Source organism: Acinetobacter sp. NIPH 542, assembly GCF_000369825.1.
GTDB classification, from domain to species: Bacteria; Pseudomonadota; Gammaproteobacteria; order Pseudomonadales; family Moraxellaceae; genus Acinetobacter; species Acinetobacter oleivorans.
In genome coordinates this window covers 915576-934340 of sequence record NZ_KB850206.1, presented here as the reverse complement: position 1 = coordinate 934340, position 18765 = coordinate 915576, and the positions used below count along the sequence as shown (strand labels likewise).

19 protein-coding genes are annotated in these 18765 nt (G+C 39.4%); 6 read left to right on the top strand and 13 right to left on the bottom strand.

The window, feature by feature from the left end; translation table 11 throughout:
* Positions 1 to 62: 62 nt before the first annotated feature.
* Positions 63 to 2069, top strand: coding sequence for an esterase/lipase family protein (locus F886_RS09915; protein WP_034591062.1), 2007 nt, complete (start codon positions 63 to 65; stop codon positions 2067 to 2069).
* 52 nt (positions 2070 to 2121) lie between these two features.
* Here the strand turns inward: F886_RS09915 and ahpF are convergent, their stop codons facing one another.
* The 3 genes from ahpF to F886_RS09900 form a co-directional block, all read right to left on the bottom strand.
* On the bottom strand, positions 2122 to 3687 hold the full coding sequence (gene ahpF, locus F886_RS09910) for an alkyl hydroperoxide reductase subunit F (RefSeq protein WP_005303584.1): 1566 nt from the start codon (positions 3685 to 3687) through the stop codon (positions 2122 to 2124).
* Positions 3688 to 3865: 178 nt separating this feature from the next.
* Entirely contained in the window at positions 3866 to 4387 is a 522-nt protein-coding gene (locus tag F886_RS09905; RefSeq protein ID WP_000501459.1) for a chromate transporter, read from the bottom strand.
* Positions 4387 to 4947, bottom strand: a complete 561-nt coding sequence (locus F886_RS09900) for a chromate transporter (RefSeq protein WP_005304460.1) — start codon at positions 4945 to 4947, stop codon at positions 4387 to 4389. Before F886_RS09900 ends, F886_RS09905 begins: the two co-directional genes overlap by 1 nt.
* Positions 4948 to 5048: 101 nt before the next feature.
* On the opposite strand from F886_RS09900, the gene F886_RS09895 reads away from it, so the two are divergent.
* On the top strand, positions 5049 to 5951 hold the full coding sequence (locus F886_RS09895) for a LysR family transcriptional regulator (RefSeq protein WP_005304457.1): 903 nt from the start codon (positions 5049 to 5051) through the stop codon (positions 5949 to 5951).
* A gap of 61 nt (positions 5952 to 6012) precedes the next feature.
* Here the strand turns inward: F886_RS09895 and arsH are convergent, their stop codons facing one another.
* The 3 genes from arsH to F886_RS09880 form a co-directional block, all read right to left on the bottom strand.
* Positions 6013 to 6726 carry an arsenical resistance protein ArsH gene (gene arsH, locus F886_RS09890; protein ID WP_005304453.1) on the bottom strand — a complete coding sequence of 238 codons (714 nt, stop codon included), beginning with the start codon at positions 6724 to 6726 and terminating at the stop codon, positions 6013 to 6015.
* Positions 6713 to 7759, bottom strand: coding sequence for an ACR3 family arsenite efflux transporter (gene arsB / locus F886_RS09885; RefSeq protein ID WP_005304450.1), 1047 nt, complete (start codon positions 7757 to 7759; stop codon positions 6713 to 6715). The genes arsH and arsB overlap by 14 nt, the downstream gene beginning before the upstream one ends.
* Positions 7760 to 7861: 102 nt before the next feature.
* Positions 7862 to 8191: an ArsR/SmtB family transcription factor gene (locus F886_RS09880; RefSeq protein ID WP_005304448.1), complete on the bottom strand. Its 330-nt coding sequence runs from the start codon at positions 8189 to 8191 to the stop codon at positions 7862 to 7864.
* Positions 8192 to 8275: 84 nt separating this feature from the next.
* Here F886_RS09880 and arsC point away from each other — a divergent pair, with 84 nt between their 5' ends.
* Positions 8276 to 8704: an arsenate reductase (glutaredoxin) gene (gene arsC, locus F886_RS09875; RefSeq protein ID WP_005304445.1), complete on the top strand. Its 429-nt coding sequence runs from the start codon at positions 8276 to 8278 to the stop codon at positions 8702 to 8704.
* Positions 8705 to 8772: 68 nt separating this feature from the next.
* Here arsC and F886_RS19835 read toward each other — a convergent pair whose 3' ends face one another.
* The 3 genes from F886_RS19835 to F886_RS09865 all read right to left on the bottom strand — a co-directional run bounded on the left by F886_RS19835 (position 8773) and on the right by F886_RS09865 (position 11662).
* Positions 8773 to 8934, bottom strand: coding sequence for a DUF1427 family protein (locus tag F886_RS19835; protein ID WP_005304442.1), 162 nt, complete (start codon positions 8932 to 8934; stop codon positions 8773 to 8775).
* Between the two features lie 57 nt (positions 8935 to 8991).
* Positions 8992 to 10866 (bottom strand): amidohydrolase, encoded by a 1875-nt coding sequence (locus tag F886_RS09870; RefSeq protein WP_005304439.1) that lies wholly within the window; start codon positions 10864 to 10866, stop codon positions 8992 to 8994.
* Between the two features lie 109 nt (positions 10867 to 10975).
* Entirely contained in the window at positions 10976 to 11662 is a 687-nt protein-coding gene (locus F886_RS09865) for a hydrolase (RefSeq protein ID WP_003651277.1), read from the bottom strand.
* 197 nt (positions 11663 to 11859) lie between these two features.
* Between F886_RS09865 and F886_RS09860 the strand changes: the two genes are divergently transcribed.
* Entirely contained in the window at positions 11860 to 12750 is an 891-nt protein-coding gene (locus F886_RS09860) for a LysR family transcriptional regulator (protein ID WP_005304435.1), read from the top strand.
* A gap of 40 nt (positions 12751 to 12790) precedes the next feature.
* Here the strand turns inward: F886_RS09860 and F886_RS09855 are convergent, their stop codons facing one another.
* Complete coding sequence (locus tag F886_RS09855; protein ID WP_034591058.1) at positions 12791 to 13540, bottom strand: GntR family transcriptional regulator; 750 nt, start codon at positions 13538 to 13540, stop codon at positions 12791 to 12793.
* Between the two features lie 398 nt (positions 13541 to 13938).
* On the opposite strand from F886_RS09855, the gene F886_RS09850 reads away from it, so the two are divergent.
* Both F886_RS09850 and F886_RS09845 read left to right on the top strand, forming a co-directional pair.
* Positions 13939 to 15408, top strand: coding sequence for an NCS1 family nucleobase:cation symporter-1 (locus F886_RS09850; protein ID WP_005304428.1), 1470 nt, complete (start codon positions 13939 to 13941; stop codon positions 15406 to 15408).
* The gene (locus F886_RS09845; RefSeq protein WP_005304424.1) at positions 15405 to 16139 is read left to right on the top strand and encodes an aspartate/glutamate racemase family protein; all 735 of its coding nucleotides are present in this window, start codon (positions 15405 to 15407) and stop codon (positions 16137 to 16139) included. Before F886_RS09850 ends, F886_RS09845 begins: the two co-directional genes overlap by 4 nt.
* A gap of 69 nt (positions 16140 to 16208) precedes the next feature.
* Here F886_RS09845 and tauD read toward each other — a convergent pair whose 3' ends face one another.
* From tauD to F886_RS09830, 3 genes are read right to left on the bottom strand one after another with little or no spacing between them, the layout of a single operon-like run.
* Positions 16209 to 17090, bottom strand: a complete 882-nt coding sequence (tauD, locus tag F886_RS09840; protein WP_005304421.1) for a taurine dioxygenase — start codon at positions 17088 to 17090, stop codon at positions 16209 to 16211.
* An 8-nt stretch (positions 17091 to 17098) separates the two neighbouring features.
* Positions 17099 to 17968: a taurine ABC transporter permease TauC gene (gene tauC, locus F886_RS09835; protein ID WP_005304418.1), complete on the bottom strand. Its 870-nt coding sequence runs from the start codon at positions 17966 to 17968 to the stop codon at positions 17099 to 17101.
* Positions 17965 to 18759, bottom strand: coding sequence for a taurine ABC transporter ATP-binding protein (locus F886_RS09830; RefSeq protein ID WP_005304415.1), 795 nt, complete (start codon positions 18757 to 18759; stop codon positions 17965 to 17967). Before F886_RS09830 ends, tauC begins: the two co-directional genes overlap by 4 nt.
* Positions 18760 to 18765 lie beyond the last annotated feature (6 nt).

The window sequence follows — 18765 nt, the reverse complement described above, 5'->3', positions numbered from 1 at the left end:
TTGAAAAATATTTTAAAATTTGTATGATCTACCTACCATTGAGCCACTAAATTTTGACCATAATGTTTTCAATAAAAAGAAGCAAAACAGTATTGACGGTCATGCTACTCGGTTCAATTCTGAGTGGTTGTCAGGTCGTTAATGTTAAACAGCAAGCTTTGAATGTGACTATTGCAAATGAACGTAATAGTATTCTTACGCAAGATAAACTCAGCGAAGCAAGTCTGAATGTTTTATCAATGTCTGGTCAGGAAGCTAAAGTCTGCACCGACACCCCTGATAACTGTGTAAATCAACTCAAAAAACTTCCTCAAATTTTAGATGAACAGTTTTTATCAGCTGCAAGTGAAATGTATCTGGCAAAAGCAATGGCCTTGTCAGATTCCTCGGATTGTAAAATTAGTAGATTTACTAAACACAAGTCCGAAGAAGAACAAACCAATATTCAGAATAAATATGATGATTGCTTAGACCAACAATTAAATTTACTAGATAAAAGTATTCGTTATAGCTACGCCTATCTATTTTCAACAAAACGTAAGCCTACCGACCGTATTTTTGACAATAGACAAGTTCAGATTCGGGACTTTTACAATCAAGCCATAGCAAAAATGGTGAGTGTTTATGATTTACGCTATCCAAAAAAAGATGTCGTAGAACCTCAAATACATATTGGTAAAAGTGTTTATTCGATTGATTTTGAATTTCACCAGCAACTTGCTGGACAAAAATTAGAAAAGTTAATTTCTAGTTATAATTTAAATTTTTCAGGGTTAAGAACCATTAACCGCCGCGATGGTTTTGGCTCTGAATTTGTAGCAGTTTTTCCTAGCTCAGGAAAAGAAGATATTAATGAATATATTTTAGACCCGCTTAAATACAATTATAAAAATGGCGTTAACCCCAATATTCATCATGCACGTTATTTGGCTGCAACGATTGTCGCTGAACCAAAACATGCGACCACTATTGAAGAAATTATTAATAATTCTGAATTCGTGATTCGTGTTTACGACCCTTATCGCACCGATAATATTAATGTCGCTGGTAAGCAATATCCTCTAGCAGCCAACTTTTCTGCACCTTATGGTCTATGGCTGGCCGAAAATAACTTAGGTGTGGCAGCTTATTTAAGCCTGATTGATCGTGATCAGCACTTGACCATGCCACATCTCTACATGCTTGAACCATACAACCCAAACAAAAAAATTATTGTGTTGGTTCATGGGCTAGCAAGTAGCCCTGAGGCATGGATTGCTTTGACCAATGATGTTATGGGTGACACGGTTTTAAGAGATAACTATCAAGTTTGGCAAGTTTTTTATTCAACCAATATGCCGATTTTGGAAAGCCGTTTCCAAACTTATGCCCTTCTTAAGCAAGCTTTTGGTTCGTTGAACCCTAGTGACCCTGCTGCACATGATGCTGTCCTTGTGGGCCATAGTATGGGAGGTATTATTAGCCGTTTACTGGTCAGTGATGGTGATATTACCAAGCCTGCTTTAGATTTGATGACAATTCGCCAGCAAAACCGTTTCAAGAAACATCCAATGGTGACTGAACGGTTGCAAATGCATTCAATCAATAATTTTGATCGTGCAATTTTCTTGGCTTCTCCTCATCGAGGTACAGATTATGCAGATCGTTGGTTTACTTTAGCCGCACGTAAAATTATTCGTTTACCGGGTGCATTTTTGTCGGCTGTAGCCACTTCACTCACCACTGAAAATTTAGATGTTAAAGATTTCTTGAGTAATATTGATAATGGTTTGATTCAAAATGGTCCAAGTGACTTGAGTCATCAATCTAAATTTATGGAACTTACAGAAAATATTAATCCGCACCAAGGATTAGTCTTCCACTCTATTATGGGCAACATTACCAAAAGTGATGATCCAAATGTGATTACCGATGGTATCGTTCCTTATAAGAGCGCTCACTTAGAAGGTGCAAAATCTGAGAAAGTTCTTCCGGGTGGACACTCTATTCAGTTAACACCTCAAGCTGTACTAGAGCTACGTCGTATTCTACGAGAGCATTTAGTTGAACACGGTTTATATAAACCATAAAATAAAAAGAGCCAAAGGTAGTCCTTTGGCTCTTTTGTTTTGAAATTAAATTTTATTGTCCAGAACGGATGATGTAATCAAACGCAGAGAGTGATGCTTTAGCACCTTCACCTGTGGCAATAATAATTTGCTTGTAAGGCACGGTTGTACAGTCACCCGCAGCAAATACACCTTTGACATTGGTTTCATTGCGGTCATTCACAATGATCTCACCACGATTGGTTAACTCAACTTCACTGTCTTTTAAGAAGTCAGTATTTGGGAGTAAACCAATCTGTACAAAGATCCCTGCAAGTTCAACTACATGCTCTTCATCAGTGGCACGGTCTTTATATTTAAGACCAGTCACTTGTGAGCCATCACCTAACACTTCTGTGCTTAACGCATTCATAATCACAGTTGTGTTTGGCAAGCTATGTAGTTTGTTTTGCAAAACTTGGTCAGCACGAAGTTTTGTATCGAACTCAACCAAAGTCACATGCTCAACAATCCCTGCAAGGTCAATTGCAGCTTCAACACCTGAGTTACCACCACCAATCACCGCAACACGTTTACCTTTGAACAATGGGCCATCACAGTGTGGGCAGTACGCGACACCACGGGTACGGTATTCTTGCTCACCCGGTACATTCATTTCTCTCCAACGTGCACCTGTTGAAAGGATCACAGTTTTCGATTCAAGTTTTGCACCGTTTTCAAGTTCAACTTCAACTAGACCATTGATCGTTTGGTTTGCACCTGTGATTTTACTAACACGTTGCAGGTTCATGATATCGACATCGTATTCACGAACATGCGCTTCCATTTCGGCAGCAAACTTAGGACCTTGAGTCTTTTGCACAGACGTGAAGTTTTCAATGTCCATGGTATCCATCACCTGACCACCGAAGCGTTCAGCCACGATACCAGTGTTAATACCTTTACGTGCCGCATAGATGGCTGCTGTTGCGCCCGCAGGTCCACCACCAATTACCAATACATCAAACGCATCTTTGGCATTGAGTGCTGCTGCATCTTTTTCAGCTGAGTTGGTGTCGAGTTTCGCCACAATCTCTTCAAGGGTCATACGACCTTGACCAATGTGTTCATTGTCTTGGAACACCATTGGTACAGCCATGATTTTGCGTTGTTCCACTTCGTCTTGGAAGAATGAACCATCAATCATGGTTGCTGTGGTGTTCGGGTTATAAATGGCAATCAGGTTCAGCGCCTGTACCACATCTGGACAGTTATGACAGCTTAACGATACAAACACATCAAAGTTAGCTTGGAGGTTTAAACCTTTAATCTGGTTCAGCACTTCATCAGAAACCTTCGGTGCATAACCAGACACCTGTAACAGTGCCAAGATCAAAGACGTAAACTCATGGCCCATCGGTAAGCCAGCAAAGAACACACGAGGTTGTTCACCTGCTTTAGCGACACCAAAGCTTGGACGACGTGTATTGTTACCATCAAAACGGGCAGTCACTTTGTCAGAAAGCTCAGCGATTTCTGTCACTAGTTCTTTAATTTGAGCTGCTTTATCTGATTCATCTAAAGCAGCAACTAATTCGATTGGACTTTCTAAACGTTCTAAATAAGCTTTTAATTGAGTTTTAATGTTTTGATCTAACATCTGTTTTTACTCCAATGCATCCAAATTCTTTCAATAGATGCATAGTACGTTAAAACACAAAATAGGTGAAACAGTATGTTTTTATAGATTTAATCGGTTTTTTAGATTTAATTGTTATTTACTTCATCAAAAAAAGCCAACCTGAACTCATCCAGCGCAGGTCGGCAAACTGGTTAAACTAGAGTAAGACCACGCCAAATACCGCTCCAGCAATCAAGACATGTAAAGGATGAACCTTTTTAATTAAAGATAATAAAGTTGCAATAACTACCATAATAATGAGTAAAGTATTTACTGCTGCTGCCTCAGAAATAATCCACGCACTGGCAAGTACAGTTCCCACAGTGACAGGTTGTAAAGCAAGCTGTAAAACACGTCTCCATTTTTTATCTTTAAATTTTGACCAGCCTCTCATCACAAATACAGTAATAAGAGATGAAGGTAAAAATTTAGCGGTAGACGTTACCAGTAGACCTGACAACCCTGCTACATGCCATCCCACCAACGGTACAATCATCATATTTGGACCGGGTGCAGCTTGAGCCATGGCGAATAATGCACTGAATTCTTGTGCCGTCATCCAGTGATGAATATCAACGACTTGACGTTGCATTTCGGGCAAAATTGTATTCCCTCCACCAAATGCAATAAGAGACAATTGAGTAAAAATGATCGCTAAAGTAAGTAGAACTGCACCCATTACACACGTCTCCAAATTATGGCTGAATAAAGTGCCAACAAAATCAGCATAGTCAAAAGCAAGGAGATTTTTAGAAAAGCAATGCTAATTATTGCTGCCACGACAACACACATCGCTATTGGGTTACGTAATAATGGTTTCAACATTTTCAAACCTGTTGCCACTAGAAGCCCAGCTGCTGCTGCTCCCAGCCCTTCAAAAAGATGCTTAACCATAAGGTTGTCTTGGAACTGCTCATAGACATAATGTAAAAGTACAACAATTATCGTAGGCGCAAGGATCAAGCCAATCAGTGAACTCACCGCGCCACGGACACCGCGAAACTCCATGCCAATCGCAACAGATAAATTAATGATATTGCCGCCCGGTAAAAATTGACACAGACCCAGTAACTCAGTGAATTTTTCAGGACTTAGCCACTGCCTCTGCTCTACAACGACTTTACGAGCTAAAGGCAATACGCCACCAAATCCGATTAAACCTAATGTTAAAAAACCTAAAAACAGTTCTGTGCAAGTCGGTACGGTCTCCTTCTGCACAGCAATCTCAACATGGTTCATTTTCGTTACTTTTCACTTTATCTGACCAAGATAGAATGCTACTTTTATGATATATCTACAAATGCTTTTATTTTCACTAACCATACCCTAAAGGTATTCCTATGCTAGATTTACATAAGCTTCATGCCTTTGTGGTGGTGGTAGAAGAAAAAAATATCACGCATGCAGCAAACCGATTATTTATTCAACAGCCGCCTTTGACGCGTTTACTCAAAAAGCTTGAAGAAGAACTCGGTACACAGTTACTTATTCGCCAGCCTCGTGGCATTGAACCGACTGAAGCGGGTTTAGCCTTATTTAAAGAAGCACAACTTTTATTAGAACATGCCAAACATATTCCAAAATTAGTCCAAGATGTTAGCCAAGGTAAAACTGGACAACTCAATATTGGTTTTACAAGTTCCGCAGGTTTGCATCCGCTCATTTCACTCGTATTGCGGTCATATCGAGAAATATATCCAAAGGTACTAACCAAACTTGAAGAAGCAGGCAGCCAAAAACAATTAGATCGATTAATCTCAGAGAAACTTGATATCGCTTTTTTAAGAGCGCCAATCAGCCGTGATATTGGGCTAAAGCATCTTCATATATTAGATGAGCCAATGGTAGTGGCATTGCCTATGGGCCACCCACTTACACAAAAAGAAAAAATTAGCTCAAATGACTTATCAGATGAAAATTTTGTTTTATACCGTCGTTCTTCAGGACAAGGTTTATATGACAATATTTTATATAGCTGTTATCAAGCAGGCTTTAGTCCACGCATTATTCAGGAAGCACCTCGCCCTACTGCAACATTAAATTTAGTCGCTGCTGGAATTGGTATAACGATTGTGCCAGCCTCAATGCATAACTTTTGGGAACATGAAATTGTATATCGCGAGTTTGATGACTCTATAAAAATGAATGCGCCTATTTACTTGATTACACGTGAAAATGAAAATTCAGCGAAAGTTTCAAACTTTATTGAACTATTGCAAAAACTTTTGCCCACAATGGCCTGAGTGCAAAATCTAGGCAATAAAAAGTGCTCTAATGTGAGCACTTTTTATTATCATCAATCTACTATTTTTGATTGATTCGTTTAGATAATTCTTCTGCAGATTCTTTACGTTCCGAATAGCGATCTGTCAGATATTGTTTTTGTCCACGTGTTAATAAAGTGAACTTATAGAGTTCCTCCATTACATCGACAATTCGGTCATAGTAAGAAGATGGTTTCATACTGCCATCTTCTTCAAACTCTAAAAAAGCTTTAGCAACCGAAGACTGATTCGGGATCGTAATCATACGCATCCAGCGCCCTAAAATGCGCATTTGATTCACAGCATTGAAAGATTGAGAACCTCCACTAACCTGCATAACAGCTAATGTTTTACCTTGTGTTGCACGAATTGCTCCACCAGCTAGGGGAATCCAATCAATCTGAGCTTTTAAAATCGAACTCATTGCACCATGACGTTCTGGTGAACACCACACCATACCTTCTGCCCAAGCCAAAAGCTCATGCAACTCTTGCACTTTCGGATGATCTGTTTCTGCATCCTCTGGTAAAGGTAAACCTTTAGGATGAAAAATTTTGACCTCCGCACCTAAATATTCAAGAATTCGTCCAGCCGTCAACACAGCAAAACGGCTATAAGAACGCTCACGATTAGAACCATATAGCAATAGAATGCGTGGTGGATGTTCAAGTTGCTGTGCTTGCACTTGTTCAAAGATAGGCTTATCTAAAAGATTTAATGCCACATTGGATAAATCATTGTTAAGACTGTTCATGTGAGAAATACTTTTTCTTGAGCCAAAGAGAAACTGAAACGAGTGAAATTAAAATCGGAACTTCAACCAATGGTCCTATCACTGTGGTAAATGCTACAGGTGACGCTAAACCAAATGTTGCAATGGCAACGGCTAACGCGAGCTCAAAGTTGTTACCCGCAGCGGTAAAGGAAATGGCAGTGGTACGTGAGTAGTTATTCCCCATACGTTTACTCATAAAGAAGCTAATGAAGAACATCACCACAAAGTAAATCGTAAGTGGAATCGCAATACGTAATACATCTAAAGGTAAGCTCACCACATCACTACCTTTTAGACTAAACATAGCCACAATGGTAAAAAGTAAAGCAATTAAACTAATCGGGCTGATTTTTGGTAAAAATTTAGTTTGATACCAATCTAACCCTTTTGATTTAACTAAAACCAAACGAGTTAAAAATCCCATTAAAAATGGAATACCTAAGTACACCAAAACCGCATGTGTAATAGTCCAAAAATTCACATCAATGACTTGCCCTGCCACACCAAAATACGGTGGCAAAAAGGTTAAGAATAACCATGCATAAGTGCTAAAGAACAGAATTTGGAAAATGCTGTTAAAAGCAACCAACGCTGCGACATATTGGTTATCGCCACAAGCCAAGCCATTCCAGACCAATACCATTGCAATACAACGTGCCAAGCCAATCAAAATAAGGCCTGTCATATACTCTGGATAGCTATGTAAGAAAATAATCGCAAGGATAAACATTAATACTGGAGCAATAATCCAGTTCTGTACCAGCGATAAAGTTAAGGTTTTCTTATCTTTAAATACTTCTGGTAACGCAGCGTAATCAACCTTTGCTAAAGGTGGATACATCATCAAAATTAAACCAATCGCAATTGGAATATTAACGTTATCTACGCTTAATTCATTTAAAGACACAGATGCTTGAGGAAAGAAAACTCCAATCGCTAAGCCTAAAGCCATCGCAATAAAAATCCATAGCGTCAGATTTCGATCTAAAAAGGAAAGCCCTTGTTTGGTCATGTTCTACTCGAAGAAAGAATTGATTAATTTTGCTCAATACACAAATGACTAATGTACTTATGCTAAGAAAATCCGAATTTTTAAGACAGAAATCTTGGAAGATTAATCACAGCACGTTGTAGTGATGAAAGGCTTATCTTGTTGCTTTACTCTTGTCTCACTCGCGTCATTTTCTATAACCTTTAAAATATCTAAAGCCCATAGAGGCAAATCAGGATTTAAGCTGTAATAGACCCACTGTCCTTTTCTTTCATCCAGTAATACGCCATGAGTTCTTAATAAGGCCAGGTGTCTGGAGATTTTGGGTTGGCTCAACTCAAGCTGTTCTGTTAGCTCACAAACACAAATATTTTGTTTGTTTAGAACTAATTTAAGAATATTTAACCGAGTTTGGTCAGATAAACATTTAAAGAAATCGACTTGGTTGATCATATCTTCAACAGAATATATTCGTTATTGCAAATATACGAATATCCATATATAAATGCAATATCTTAATTTGACAATAAATTTACCATGACTGAATTAGTGAAGATCTACCATAACCCGGCATGTGGCACGTCACGCAATACTTTGGCACTCATTCGTCATGCCGGGCTTGAACCTCTCGTTATTGAATATTTAAAAACACCACCAAGTAAAGATGAGCTAATCGAACTCATTAAGGATTCAAACTTAACTGTACGAGAAGCCATTCGTAAAAATGTTGATCCATATAAAGATTTAGAGTTAGAACAAGCCCATTGGAATGATGAACAGTTAATTGATTTTATGGTTCAGTACCCAATTTTAATTAATCGCCCATTCGTGGTTACACCAAAAGGCACACGACTTTGCCGCCCTTCTGAAGTGGTGCTCGACATTTTAGATTCAAAAAACTTAGGCTATTTTGCAAAAGAAGATGGTGAAGTAATCATTGATGAGCAAGGTCGTCGTATAAAGTAATTGAAGATACTTATTAATATAAAAAGCTAAATGGCACGACACCATTTAGCTTTTTTGAATGAAACGGATTAAAAATAGGATTTGATAAAAGGAAGGAGTTGCTCTCCTATTACCATGCCTAATAAACCGACTAATGCAACAAGAGGTGGAGCTGGTGACTTAACATTTAAAACGTAATATAAGACACCAACGAGCAACCCTACAGCCAAAGATAACAAGTAGATTTTCATCGTACATACCTTAGGGAAGCAAGCCATTTAACGAGGCAGGTTCCCAAACTGTTTTATTTAAAATGCAAAACAAGAACACCCGAGTGCACCCCAGAAAGACTTTTTATCTTTATCATTTACAGGAACATCAAGCATCCAAGAGTGACTATGCCCATGCATGCCACAACTGCTAGCACATTCACACAATGCACTTTGTGACTGTAATGATTGATTCGAAGGAGCATTACGATTTTCAGATAAACGCCACTGACCGCCAAAGCGTTTTACTGGCGACCATGTTGGAGATGCTGGCGGTAACGGTGGATCGTCTTGCTTAAACTCTGCACCTGCATATACCACTTTTCCGCCTAAGACAGTAAGTACCGACTCAATCCACTGGATATCTTCTGCTTCAACCTTGAAGTAGTCATCGGACAATACGACCAGATCAGCAAGCTCACCTGCTGTGAGTGAACCTTTGACATCTTTTTCACCTGAGAACCAAGCCGAACCTTTAGTCCAGAGTTTAAGTGCCGTCTGACGGTCTAACAGATTTTTTTCATCATAGAGTGGTAAACCACCGACTGTTTTACCAGTACTTAGCCAATACAAACACACCCAAGGGTTATAAGAGGCAACACGAGTCGCATCTGTCCCAGCCCCCACAGGAACACCAAGTTCTAACATTTTCTTAACTGGTGGCGTTGCCTGAGCAGCTTCGGCACCATAGCGTTTCACGAAAATCTCACCTTGATATGCCATACGGTGTTGAATGGCGATACCACCACCCAATGCACCAATACGTTCGATATTACGCTCAGATACAGTTTCGGCATGGTCAATAATAAATCGAGTTGCAAATGGCTGTTTTGAATTGACGCGCTCAAATACATTGAGCAGACGATTAATACTTTCATCATAGGTTGCATGAATACGGAATGGCCATTTCTTTTCAGCCAAGTGCTCTACAATGGCTTCGAGTTCACCTTCCATTTTTTCCGGTAAATCTGGACGTGGCTCATAGAAATCTTCGAAGTCACCCGCTGACCAAGTCAGGTTCTCACCTGCTCCATTCATTCTAAATAACTCATCACCATCACCCGGAAATGTCATTTCTGTCCAACGGCGATAATCATCAAGCTCTTGGCCTGCCTTCTGAGCAAATAAGTTGTAAGCGATTCGCACTGTCATCTGATTTTGATCGTGCAATTGCTTAATCACATCATAATCTTCAGGATAGTTTTGACCACCACCACCCGCATCAATTGCTGAAGTAATGCCTAATCGGTTCAACTCACGCATGAAATGACGAGTTGAATTGACTTGATCTTCAACTGGCAATTTCGGCGCTTTACCTAAGGTCGAATATAAAATCATAGCGGATGGAGTTGCGAGCAATAGACCAGTTGGCTCACCCTTTTCATCTCTTACAATCTTGCCACCCGGTGGGTCTGGTGTGTCTTTGTTAAAGCCTAATACATCAAGCGCAGCTCGGTTCAACAAGGCACTGGCGTATAAATGTAAAACGAATACAGGAGTATCTGGTGCAGCTTTATTAATTTCTTCTAAAGTCGGTAAACGCTTTTCAGCAAACTGGAACTCGGTCCAACCACCTACTACGCGAACCCATTGCGGAGCTGGCGTATTATCTGCTTGCTCTTTAAGTAAGCGTAATGCATCTGCAACGGATGGCACACCTTCCCAGCGCAGTTCCATATTGTAATTTAGGCCACCACGAATAATATGCAGATGACTGTCATTTAGACCCGGTATAACGCGACGACCATTTAAGTCTACGACTTTGCTTGTAGGTGTTGCGAGCTTCATAACCTCATCATTTGTACCCGTACGTACGACTTTACCGTCTGCAATCGCAATTGCTTGTACTTCGGGATTCTGAGGATCTAGTGTTGTGATTTTACCGTTTATGAGTATGAGGTTTATTTCGGTCATTCTGAACTCCATTCTTGTGAATTATCGTTCTAAAAAATAAAGGCATATCTGTATTAATATCACTTAAATATTGAATACTAGACATGCCTTTACCTAAATCAGTACTGTTTTATTTTGCAGGAACTGGTGCAAGTACTTCGTGTTTTGATGTTGTACGTTCAGGCGCCTTATGTACCATCGTATAGGCATAGTCCACACCCATACCGTAAGCACCAGAATGCTCGCGTACAATAGCCATAACTGCATCATACGTATCACGGTGTGCCCAATCACGTTGCCATTCAAGTAATACTTGTTGCCAAGTTACCGGAACAACACCTGCTTGAATCATACGTTGCATAGAATAGTCATGTGCCTCTTTCGATGTACCACCAGAAGCATCGGCAACCATATAAATTTCATAATCGCCTTCAAGCATGGCACCAAAAGCAAAGGTGTTATTGCACACTTCAGTCCACAAACCTGAAACAATCACTTTCTTACGATTATTTTTTGCAAGCGAATCACGTACTTTTTGGTCATCCCATGAATTCATTGAAGTACGTTCTAGTAATGGAGCATCTGGAAATACATCTAAAAGTTCTGGATAGGTATGACCAGAGAAGCTTTCAGTTTCAACCGTAGTAATAGTGACAGGAATATTGAATGTTTTAGCTGCTTTTGCTAATCCTACCGTATTATTCTTTAATACTTGGCGATCTATTGACTGTACCCCAAAAGCCATTTGTGGCTGATGATCAATAAAAATAACCTGACAATTTGTTGGTGAAAGTTGTTCTAAAAGTGACTTATTCATGGGTAAACTCCATTATTCCTTATGAGTAATGCATTAGAATTGCCTACTGGTCATTATCAAAACAGATAAAAATGTAAAAGCATAGACAGCAAATCAGCACGAATCTGTATGCTGTACGAATACAATAAAATCAATGATTGCTTTTTAATTTTTATAGTTTAATCATTGATATATATTTTTTTAACTTTTGCTTAACCATGGATCGATTAGACTGTATTTCCACTTTTGTAAGTGTCGTAGAACATGGGAATTTTAGTAGTGCAGCCAGAGCACTCGACATCTCACGTGATTTAGTGGCCAAACGTGTTTGCTACCTCGAAAATGACCTAAAAACCACACTGTTAACCCGAACCACAAGACAGATGAACCTCACCTCTTGTGGAGAAAAGTTTTATCAGCATAGTAAAGTCATTTTAAGTGAGTTTGAATGGGCTGCCTACGAAATTAGCTATAACCAACAGTACCCAGAAGGCGAACTCAAGCTCAATACGCCAATGTCTTTTAGCAATATTTTTCTTCAAAATATCATTTCAGACTTTATTGAGAAATATCCCAGCATCAAAATTGATCTATTCATGACTGATCAACTACTAGATATGAATAATAATAAATTTGATTTAACCATTCGTGTAGATGGCTCTCCTCCAAACTTAGCAAATAGTAAAATTTTAAATACCTATCAGCGCTATCTATATGCGACACCTGAGTATTTCAATCAGCATGGATTACCAGACTCATTAGAAGAACTTAAAGAACATAAGTTTCTGATTTATTATCAAGACAGTCGACATAAGAAATTGATTTTCCAAAAAGATCAAAAAGAAGTGTCCTTTAATTGCTTCCCAGTCATGACCTGTAATAATGGTGAATTATTATTAGATATGTGTTTAAAAGATCACGGTATCGTCTTTCTTCCAGAATTTATTGCAGAGCCTTACTACAAAGAAGGTAAATTACAGAAATGTTTGGAGGACTATACTAGTCAGCCACTTCACTTATATGTGACATGGCCAAATCGTAAGATTTTATCGAAGAAAGTAAAATTATTTATTGATTTTTTAACTCATCAAATCATTCCTATCAAATAACCAATCTGGGCCTTTTCCAGAAGAATTGGCCCATTATTTTTTAGTTAGTATAAATGGTTTCAATTTTCTTATTTTTAAATAAATTTAATAAATTTTGCTCTGCTGTTGCTGTACTGTCTTCTTCAACAAATGTCGTCGCGTAGTGTTCTAAATGCTCTTCCATCAATTGAGTTGCTCGTTTTTCATCGCCTTGCTCAATGGCATTTAAAATTGCACGATGTTCATCTGCCGAACAATTATTATGTTTGGGAATTTCATATAACCCAATTAATAACGAAGTCCTTGCAATAAGCGTCTGCAAATAACTGGTCATAATCGTATTTTGATTTGCTTCAATCAGCTTTAAATGAAATTGCCCTGATAACTTAATCCACTCGGCCCAATTGCCAGCTAAACGCTCATGAGACTCTTGATCTACTAAACCTCGAAGCTCACTAAAATCTAGGTTATGTGACTTTTGAGCTAGCTTTTTTACAGTCGCGATTTCAAGCATGCTACGTGCTTCAAAGACCTGTTTTGTTTCATGAGCACTATGTTTTGCGATGAGTGCTCCACGATTGGGCTGAATTTCGATGACCTTATCATGTGCAAGTTTGACGAAAACACGTCTTAACACTCCTCGCGTTACACCGAATGCTTCACACAAAGGCGCTTCAACTAAACGTGCGCCAGGGGGAAGTTGTCGATTTAAAATAGCATCTACAATAGCGTTATATATATGGTCATCAATTTCATCATTGCTCATTTCTACGGCTTTTTTTGGTGCATTCGATGGCATTGATTTCTCCATTTTTATTAATGCCTCCTCTTTTTAAAACTTTATCTAATGACAGTAGTGTAAGTTTAACTTAAGCGTTTTGGAATATTACTCTCATTCCTCCAAACACTTATGTTGAGCTAAACAATTCAATATTAGACCTCTAAATATCCACTTATACACCTAAATTTACTTAGTTTTTTATAAAAAATTAAGCACTTCTCATTTTATACATTTGTCTCTGCATATCCAAAATCCATACCAGTTTAAATGACTCATAAGCGCTACTTCTTAAATTTGGCATAACTTTTGCTCAATTAAGATTGTGCACAATTTAAATATCATATTGTACACAATTTTAATTTCATTCTTTTAGACAGAAAAACAATGCTGCTGAAAGTGCCTCCATCTTAAGGAAGTGAGTGTTCAAGATGAATAATACCGAAGCAATAATTAAACCTTCTTATGATGCAAAACTGACAAATCAAGACTTGGCTCCTTTAAAAAAGCAAACATGGGGCGCTTATAATATTTTTGCTTTCTGGATGTCTGATGTTCATAGTGTCGGCGGTTATGTCATGGCTGGGAGCCTTTTTGCACTTGGGCTCAATAGCTGGCAGGTACTTTTATCTTTACTCATCGGCATTGCCATAGTTCAGTTTTTTACAAACCTGATTGCCAAGTCTAGCCAACAAACTGGTACGCCCTATCCTGTTATTTGCCGCGCAACCTTCGGTGTGCTTGGTGCAAATATTCCTGCTGTTATCCGTGGGCTTATTGCTGTCGCATGGTATGGCATTCAAACCTATTTGGCATCAAGTGCTTTCTTATTGGTCATTTTAAAGTTCTTTCCAGAATGGTCGGTCTATGCCGATGTTTCAACTTATGGCTTTCTTGGGCTTTCCTATCTAGGTTGGGTTGGCTTTATGCTGCTTTGGCTACTTCAAGCGATTGTTTTTTGGTCTGGCATGGACAGCATTCGTAAGTTTATTGACTGGGCGGGTCCGGCTGTCTACGTTGTGATGTTTGCGATGGCAGTATGGCTCATTTGGAAAGCTGGATGGCAGAATATTGATTTAAACTTGAGCGGTGTTCAATACGACGGTTTTGCGGTTGTACCAGTCATGATTGGTGCTATTGCGCTTGTTGTCTCATATTTTTCAGGGCCTATGCTGAATTTTGGTGATTTCTCTCGTTATGGCAAAAGCTTTAACGCGATTAAAATGGGTAACTTTCTTGGGCTACCGATTAATTTCTTAGGCTTTTCTTTACTTACTGTGGTGTGTATTGCGGCAACGCTTCCAGTTTACGGCAAGCTCATTACAGACCCTGTCGAGATGGTTGGAAAACTGGATAACACCTTTGTGGTGATTTTAGGCAGTTTAACCTTAATGATTGCCACCATCGGGATTAATATTGTCGCTAACTTTGTTTCTCCAGCGTTTGATTTTTCTAATGTCTCACCTAGTAAAATTAGCTGGCGCATGGGTGGAATGATTGCAGCAGTGGGTTCAATTTTTATTACGCCATGGAATTTATTTAATAACCCTCAAGTAATCCATTACACCATTGATATTTTAGGTGCATTTATCGGACCACTTTTTGGTGTATTGCTCGCCGATTTTTACCTTGTTAAAAAACAGAAAATAGTGGTAGATGATTTATATACCTTAGATATCAAAGGTTCATATTGGTACAAAAATGGTTATAACCACTCTGCCTTTTATGCCTTAATTCCAGCTTCATTAATTCCTATTCTCTGCGTACTTTTACCACAACTGTCTGGGCTGGCTAATTTCACATGGTTTATTGGGATGGGATTTGGTTTTGTCATTTATCGGTTTCTTAACCAACCGCTTGGCCATACTAAATCGGCAATGACTAAGGTAAAAGTACAATGAAAATTAAAATTATTAATCCCAATACCACCCAAAGTATGACAGACAAAATTGCTGCATCAGCAAAGATAGTCGCAGGTTCTGATACTCAAATTATTGCAGTGAGCCCTCAAATGGGCCCTGCTACGATTGAAAGTTATTATGATGAAGCATTAAGTGCAGTAGGTGTGCTGGAGGAAATTCGCCAAGGTGAACTTCTAGGTGTAGATGCCTATATTATTGCCTGTTTTGGGGATCCTGCGCTTTACGCTGCCCGTGAAATGACTTCGGCACCTGTGATCGGGATTGCCGAAGCAGCTATGAGAACTGCAAGTTATGTAAGTACTGGTTTTAGTGTGGTCACAACCTTACAACGCACAGTGAATATGAGCTGGCATCTGGCTCATCGCTATGGGGTTACGCCATTTTGCAAAAATGTTCGAGCTTGTGACATTGCAGTTGAAGAATTGGAGCTTCCTGACTCAGATGCTTATCGAACCATACGAGATGAGTGCAAAAAAGCACTAGTAGAAGATAAAAGTGATGCGATTGTTTTGGGCTGTGCAGGTATGAGTGATTTATGCCTAAAACTACAAAACGAGTTGGGAGTGATTGTTATTGACGGCGTTGCAGCAGCAGTTAAACAAGCTGAAATGTTAGTTCAGTTAAATTTAAAAACCAGCAAAGTTGGTGATTGGGCTTCACCTCCCGTAAAGAGTTACACAGGTATATTGTCAGGATTTGGAGCACATTAGAAATAAATTACTGTTTCAATTCCAACTCAAAACGCTGCGTTGGAATTGAAACGGCTGAAAACCAAAGAATTAAACTTCGGCTAACTCTGGCTGTTGTTCATTTTTATAAAATGGCACATCACCGTTAATGGTTGCACGGTGCATGATGCGATGAGCATCGCCATAATCAAATAATGCTTTATGTTGTGTGCAACGGTTATCCCAAATCGCGATATCACCATCTTGCCACTTCCAACGCAAATGAAATTGCTCTTGGGTCGCATGTTCAAACAAGAAATCAAGTAATTGCTCACTTTCTTGTTCAGGTAACTCATTAATGCGAGTGGTAAAGCCCTCACTTACAAACAACAAAGGCTCACCTGTAACCGGATGGGTACGCACCACTGGGTGAACCACTGGTGGGTTACGCTTAAATGTTTGCAAAAGCTTTTCACGTTCTTCTTCGTTATGAGCAAAACGCTCAAGCGGAAAAGACTTACGAATATCGTGGGTTGCAGTTAAGCCACGTAATTTTTGCTGTAACTCAAGCGGCAGCCCTTTAAAAGCTGCTGTATTACTCGACCATAACGTGTCACCGCCTACAGGTGGAATTTTAATGGCTTGCAACACACAACCTAAAGGTGGATTTTTACTAAAAGTCACATCTGTGTGCCAAAGTTCATTGTCACGCAAATCTTGTTTCCAGCTATCGAGCACCATCACTTCAGGTACATCTTCAATTGAAGGATAAATCGGGTGCACATGTAAGCTGCCAAAACTACGTGCCAAGTCTGCTTGTGCTTGCGGCGCTAATTGTTGCTTTCGAAAAAAAATGACCTGATGATCAAGCAAAGCCTGCTGGATTTGTTGCGTTGTCTGTTCATTTAACGCATTCAAATCAATATCGTGAATAATTGCGCCAATGGTAGGCTTGATCACTTCAATATTTAAGTTTGCTACTACTGTATTCATCTTCTTTACTACAACTGCTGACCATACCAAGGAGAAAACTGTTTTTGTAACCAACGTAAAAACAGCTCAAAACTAACTGCGACAATCGCAATTACAATAATGCCTAGAATCACCGTATCGGTAATTAAGAACTGTGCTGCCGATTGCACCATAAAACCAATACCGCGATCCGCTGCAACCAACTCTGCTGCAACTAATGTTGACCAACCCACCCCAAGACCAATACGAATACCGGTAATAATATGAGGTAAAGCTGTTGGTAAAATGACATGCCAAAATACTTGTGACTGACTTGCTCCTAGCGACAATGCCGCACGTTCACGATTAAGCTGATGGCTTAACACACCATGCGCACTACTAATGATGACAGGCGCCAAAATCGAGAAGAAAATCAAAAGTACTTTTGTGGTTTCGCCAATACCGAACCAAATTACAAGTAACGGCAAATACGCTAACGGCGGAATTGGACGTAATAATTCAACTAAAGGATCTAGAACAGCGCGAACCCATTTGTTCAGGCCCATCCATAAGCCCAGTGGTACACCAATCACCACGGCAGCAATCAAAGCTAAAAATACACGAGAGATACTAGCGGCCAAGTGTTGCCACAAAGTAGCCTTCATAAAGCCTTCTTGGCTGACCGATATAAATTTTTGCCAGACCGCCTGTGGGCTCGGTAAAAACAGTTCAGGTACGACATGCAAAGCAGTAATGAGGAACCAGAGTGCAACCACACTTCCCACACTAATTATGCTAACTGCCAAAGTGCGATGCTTCTCAAAAAATGACCATAGAAATGAAGCATTTTCTGTTGGCACATCTGGCTTAAGTTTTAGCCCTGCTTTGTCATATTCATAGACGTTATCTTTAGTACTCATGTGGTTAACGCCTCCTTACCGCTTTGTTTTTGTGCCCTTAAACTTTCAAACAGCTGCTCTCTGAGCTGAATAAATTGAGGGTCCGATTTAATTGAGCGAATAGACTCGCCCTGACGATATCGATTAGCAAAATCGAGATGTAGAGTTTCTACAATTTTGCCTGGATGCGCTGTCATTAGAACTAACTGATTACTGAGCAATAATGCTTCTTCAATGTCATGAGTAATTAAAAAGAAGCTTTTATTTTGTTGAATCCATAAATCGAGCACTAACTGCTGCATGTTTTCACGCGTAAAAGCATCTAATGCCGCAAAAGGTTCATCTAATAAAATAAACGGCGCGTGACTGATCAAAGCTCTAGCAATACCAACACGTTGTTTCATACCACCGGAAAGTTCCCAAATATTGGCTTTTTCAACGTGACTTAAACCTACAATTTTTAAAATTGCGTTCACTTGTGCTTCGATATCTACGCGTTTTAAACCTTTTAACTGCAAAGCGAAGCCAACATTATCTGCAACATTCAACCAAGGAAGGAGTGCATGATCCTGAAACACGACAGCGCGGGTTACATCTGGACCATTTACTACTTCATGATTTACAAGCACATCACCTGAACTCGGCTTTTGAAAGCCTGCCAAGATATTAAGCAAAGTCGTTTTGCCACAACCAGACTCGCCCAAAATCACGGTTAAAGAACCTTCTTCAATGGTTAGGTTAATGTCTTGTAAAACTGGCTTTTGCTGCTTAGGAAAAGTCAGATGAATATGTTTCGCTTCTAGTACACTCATGACAAC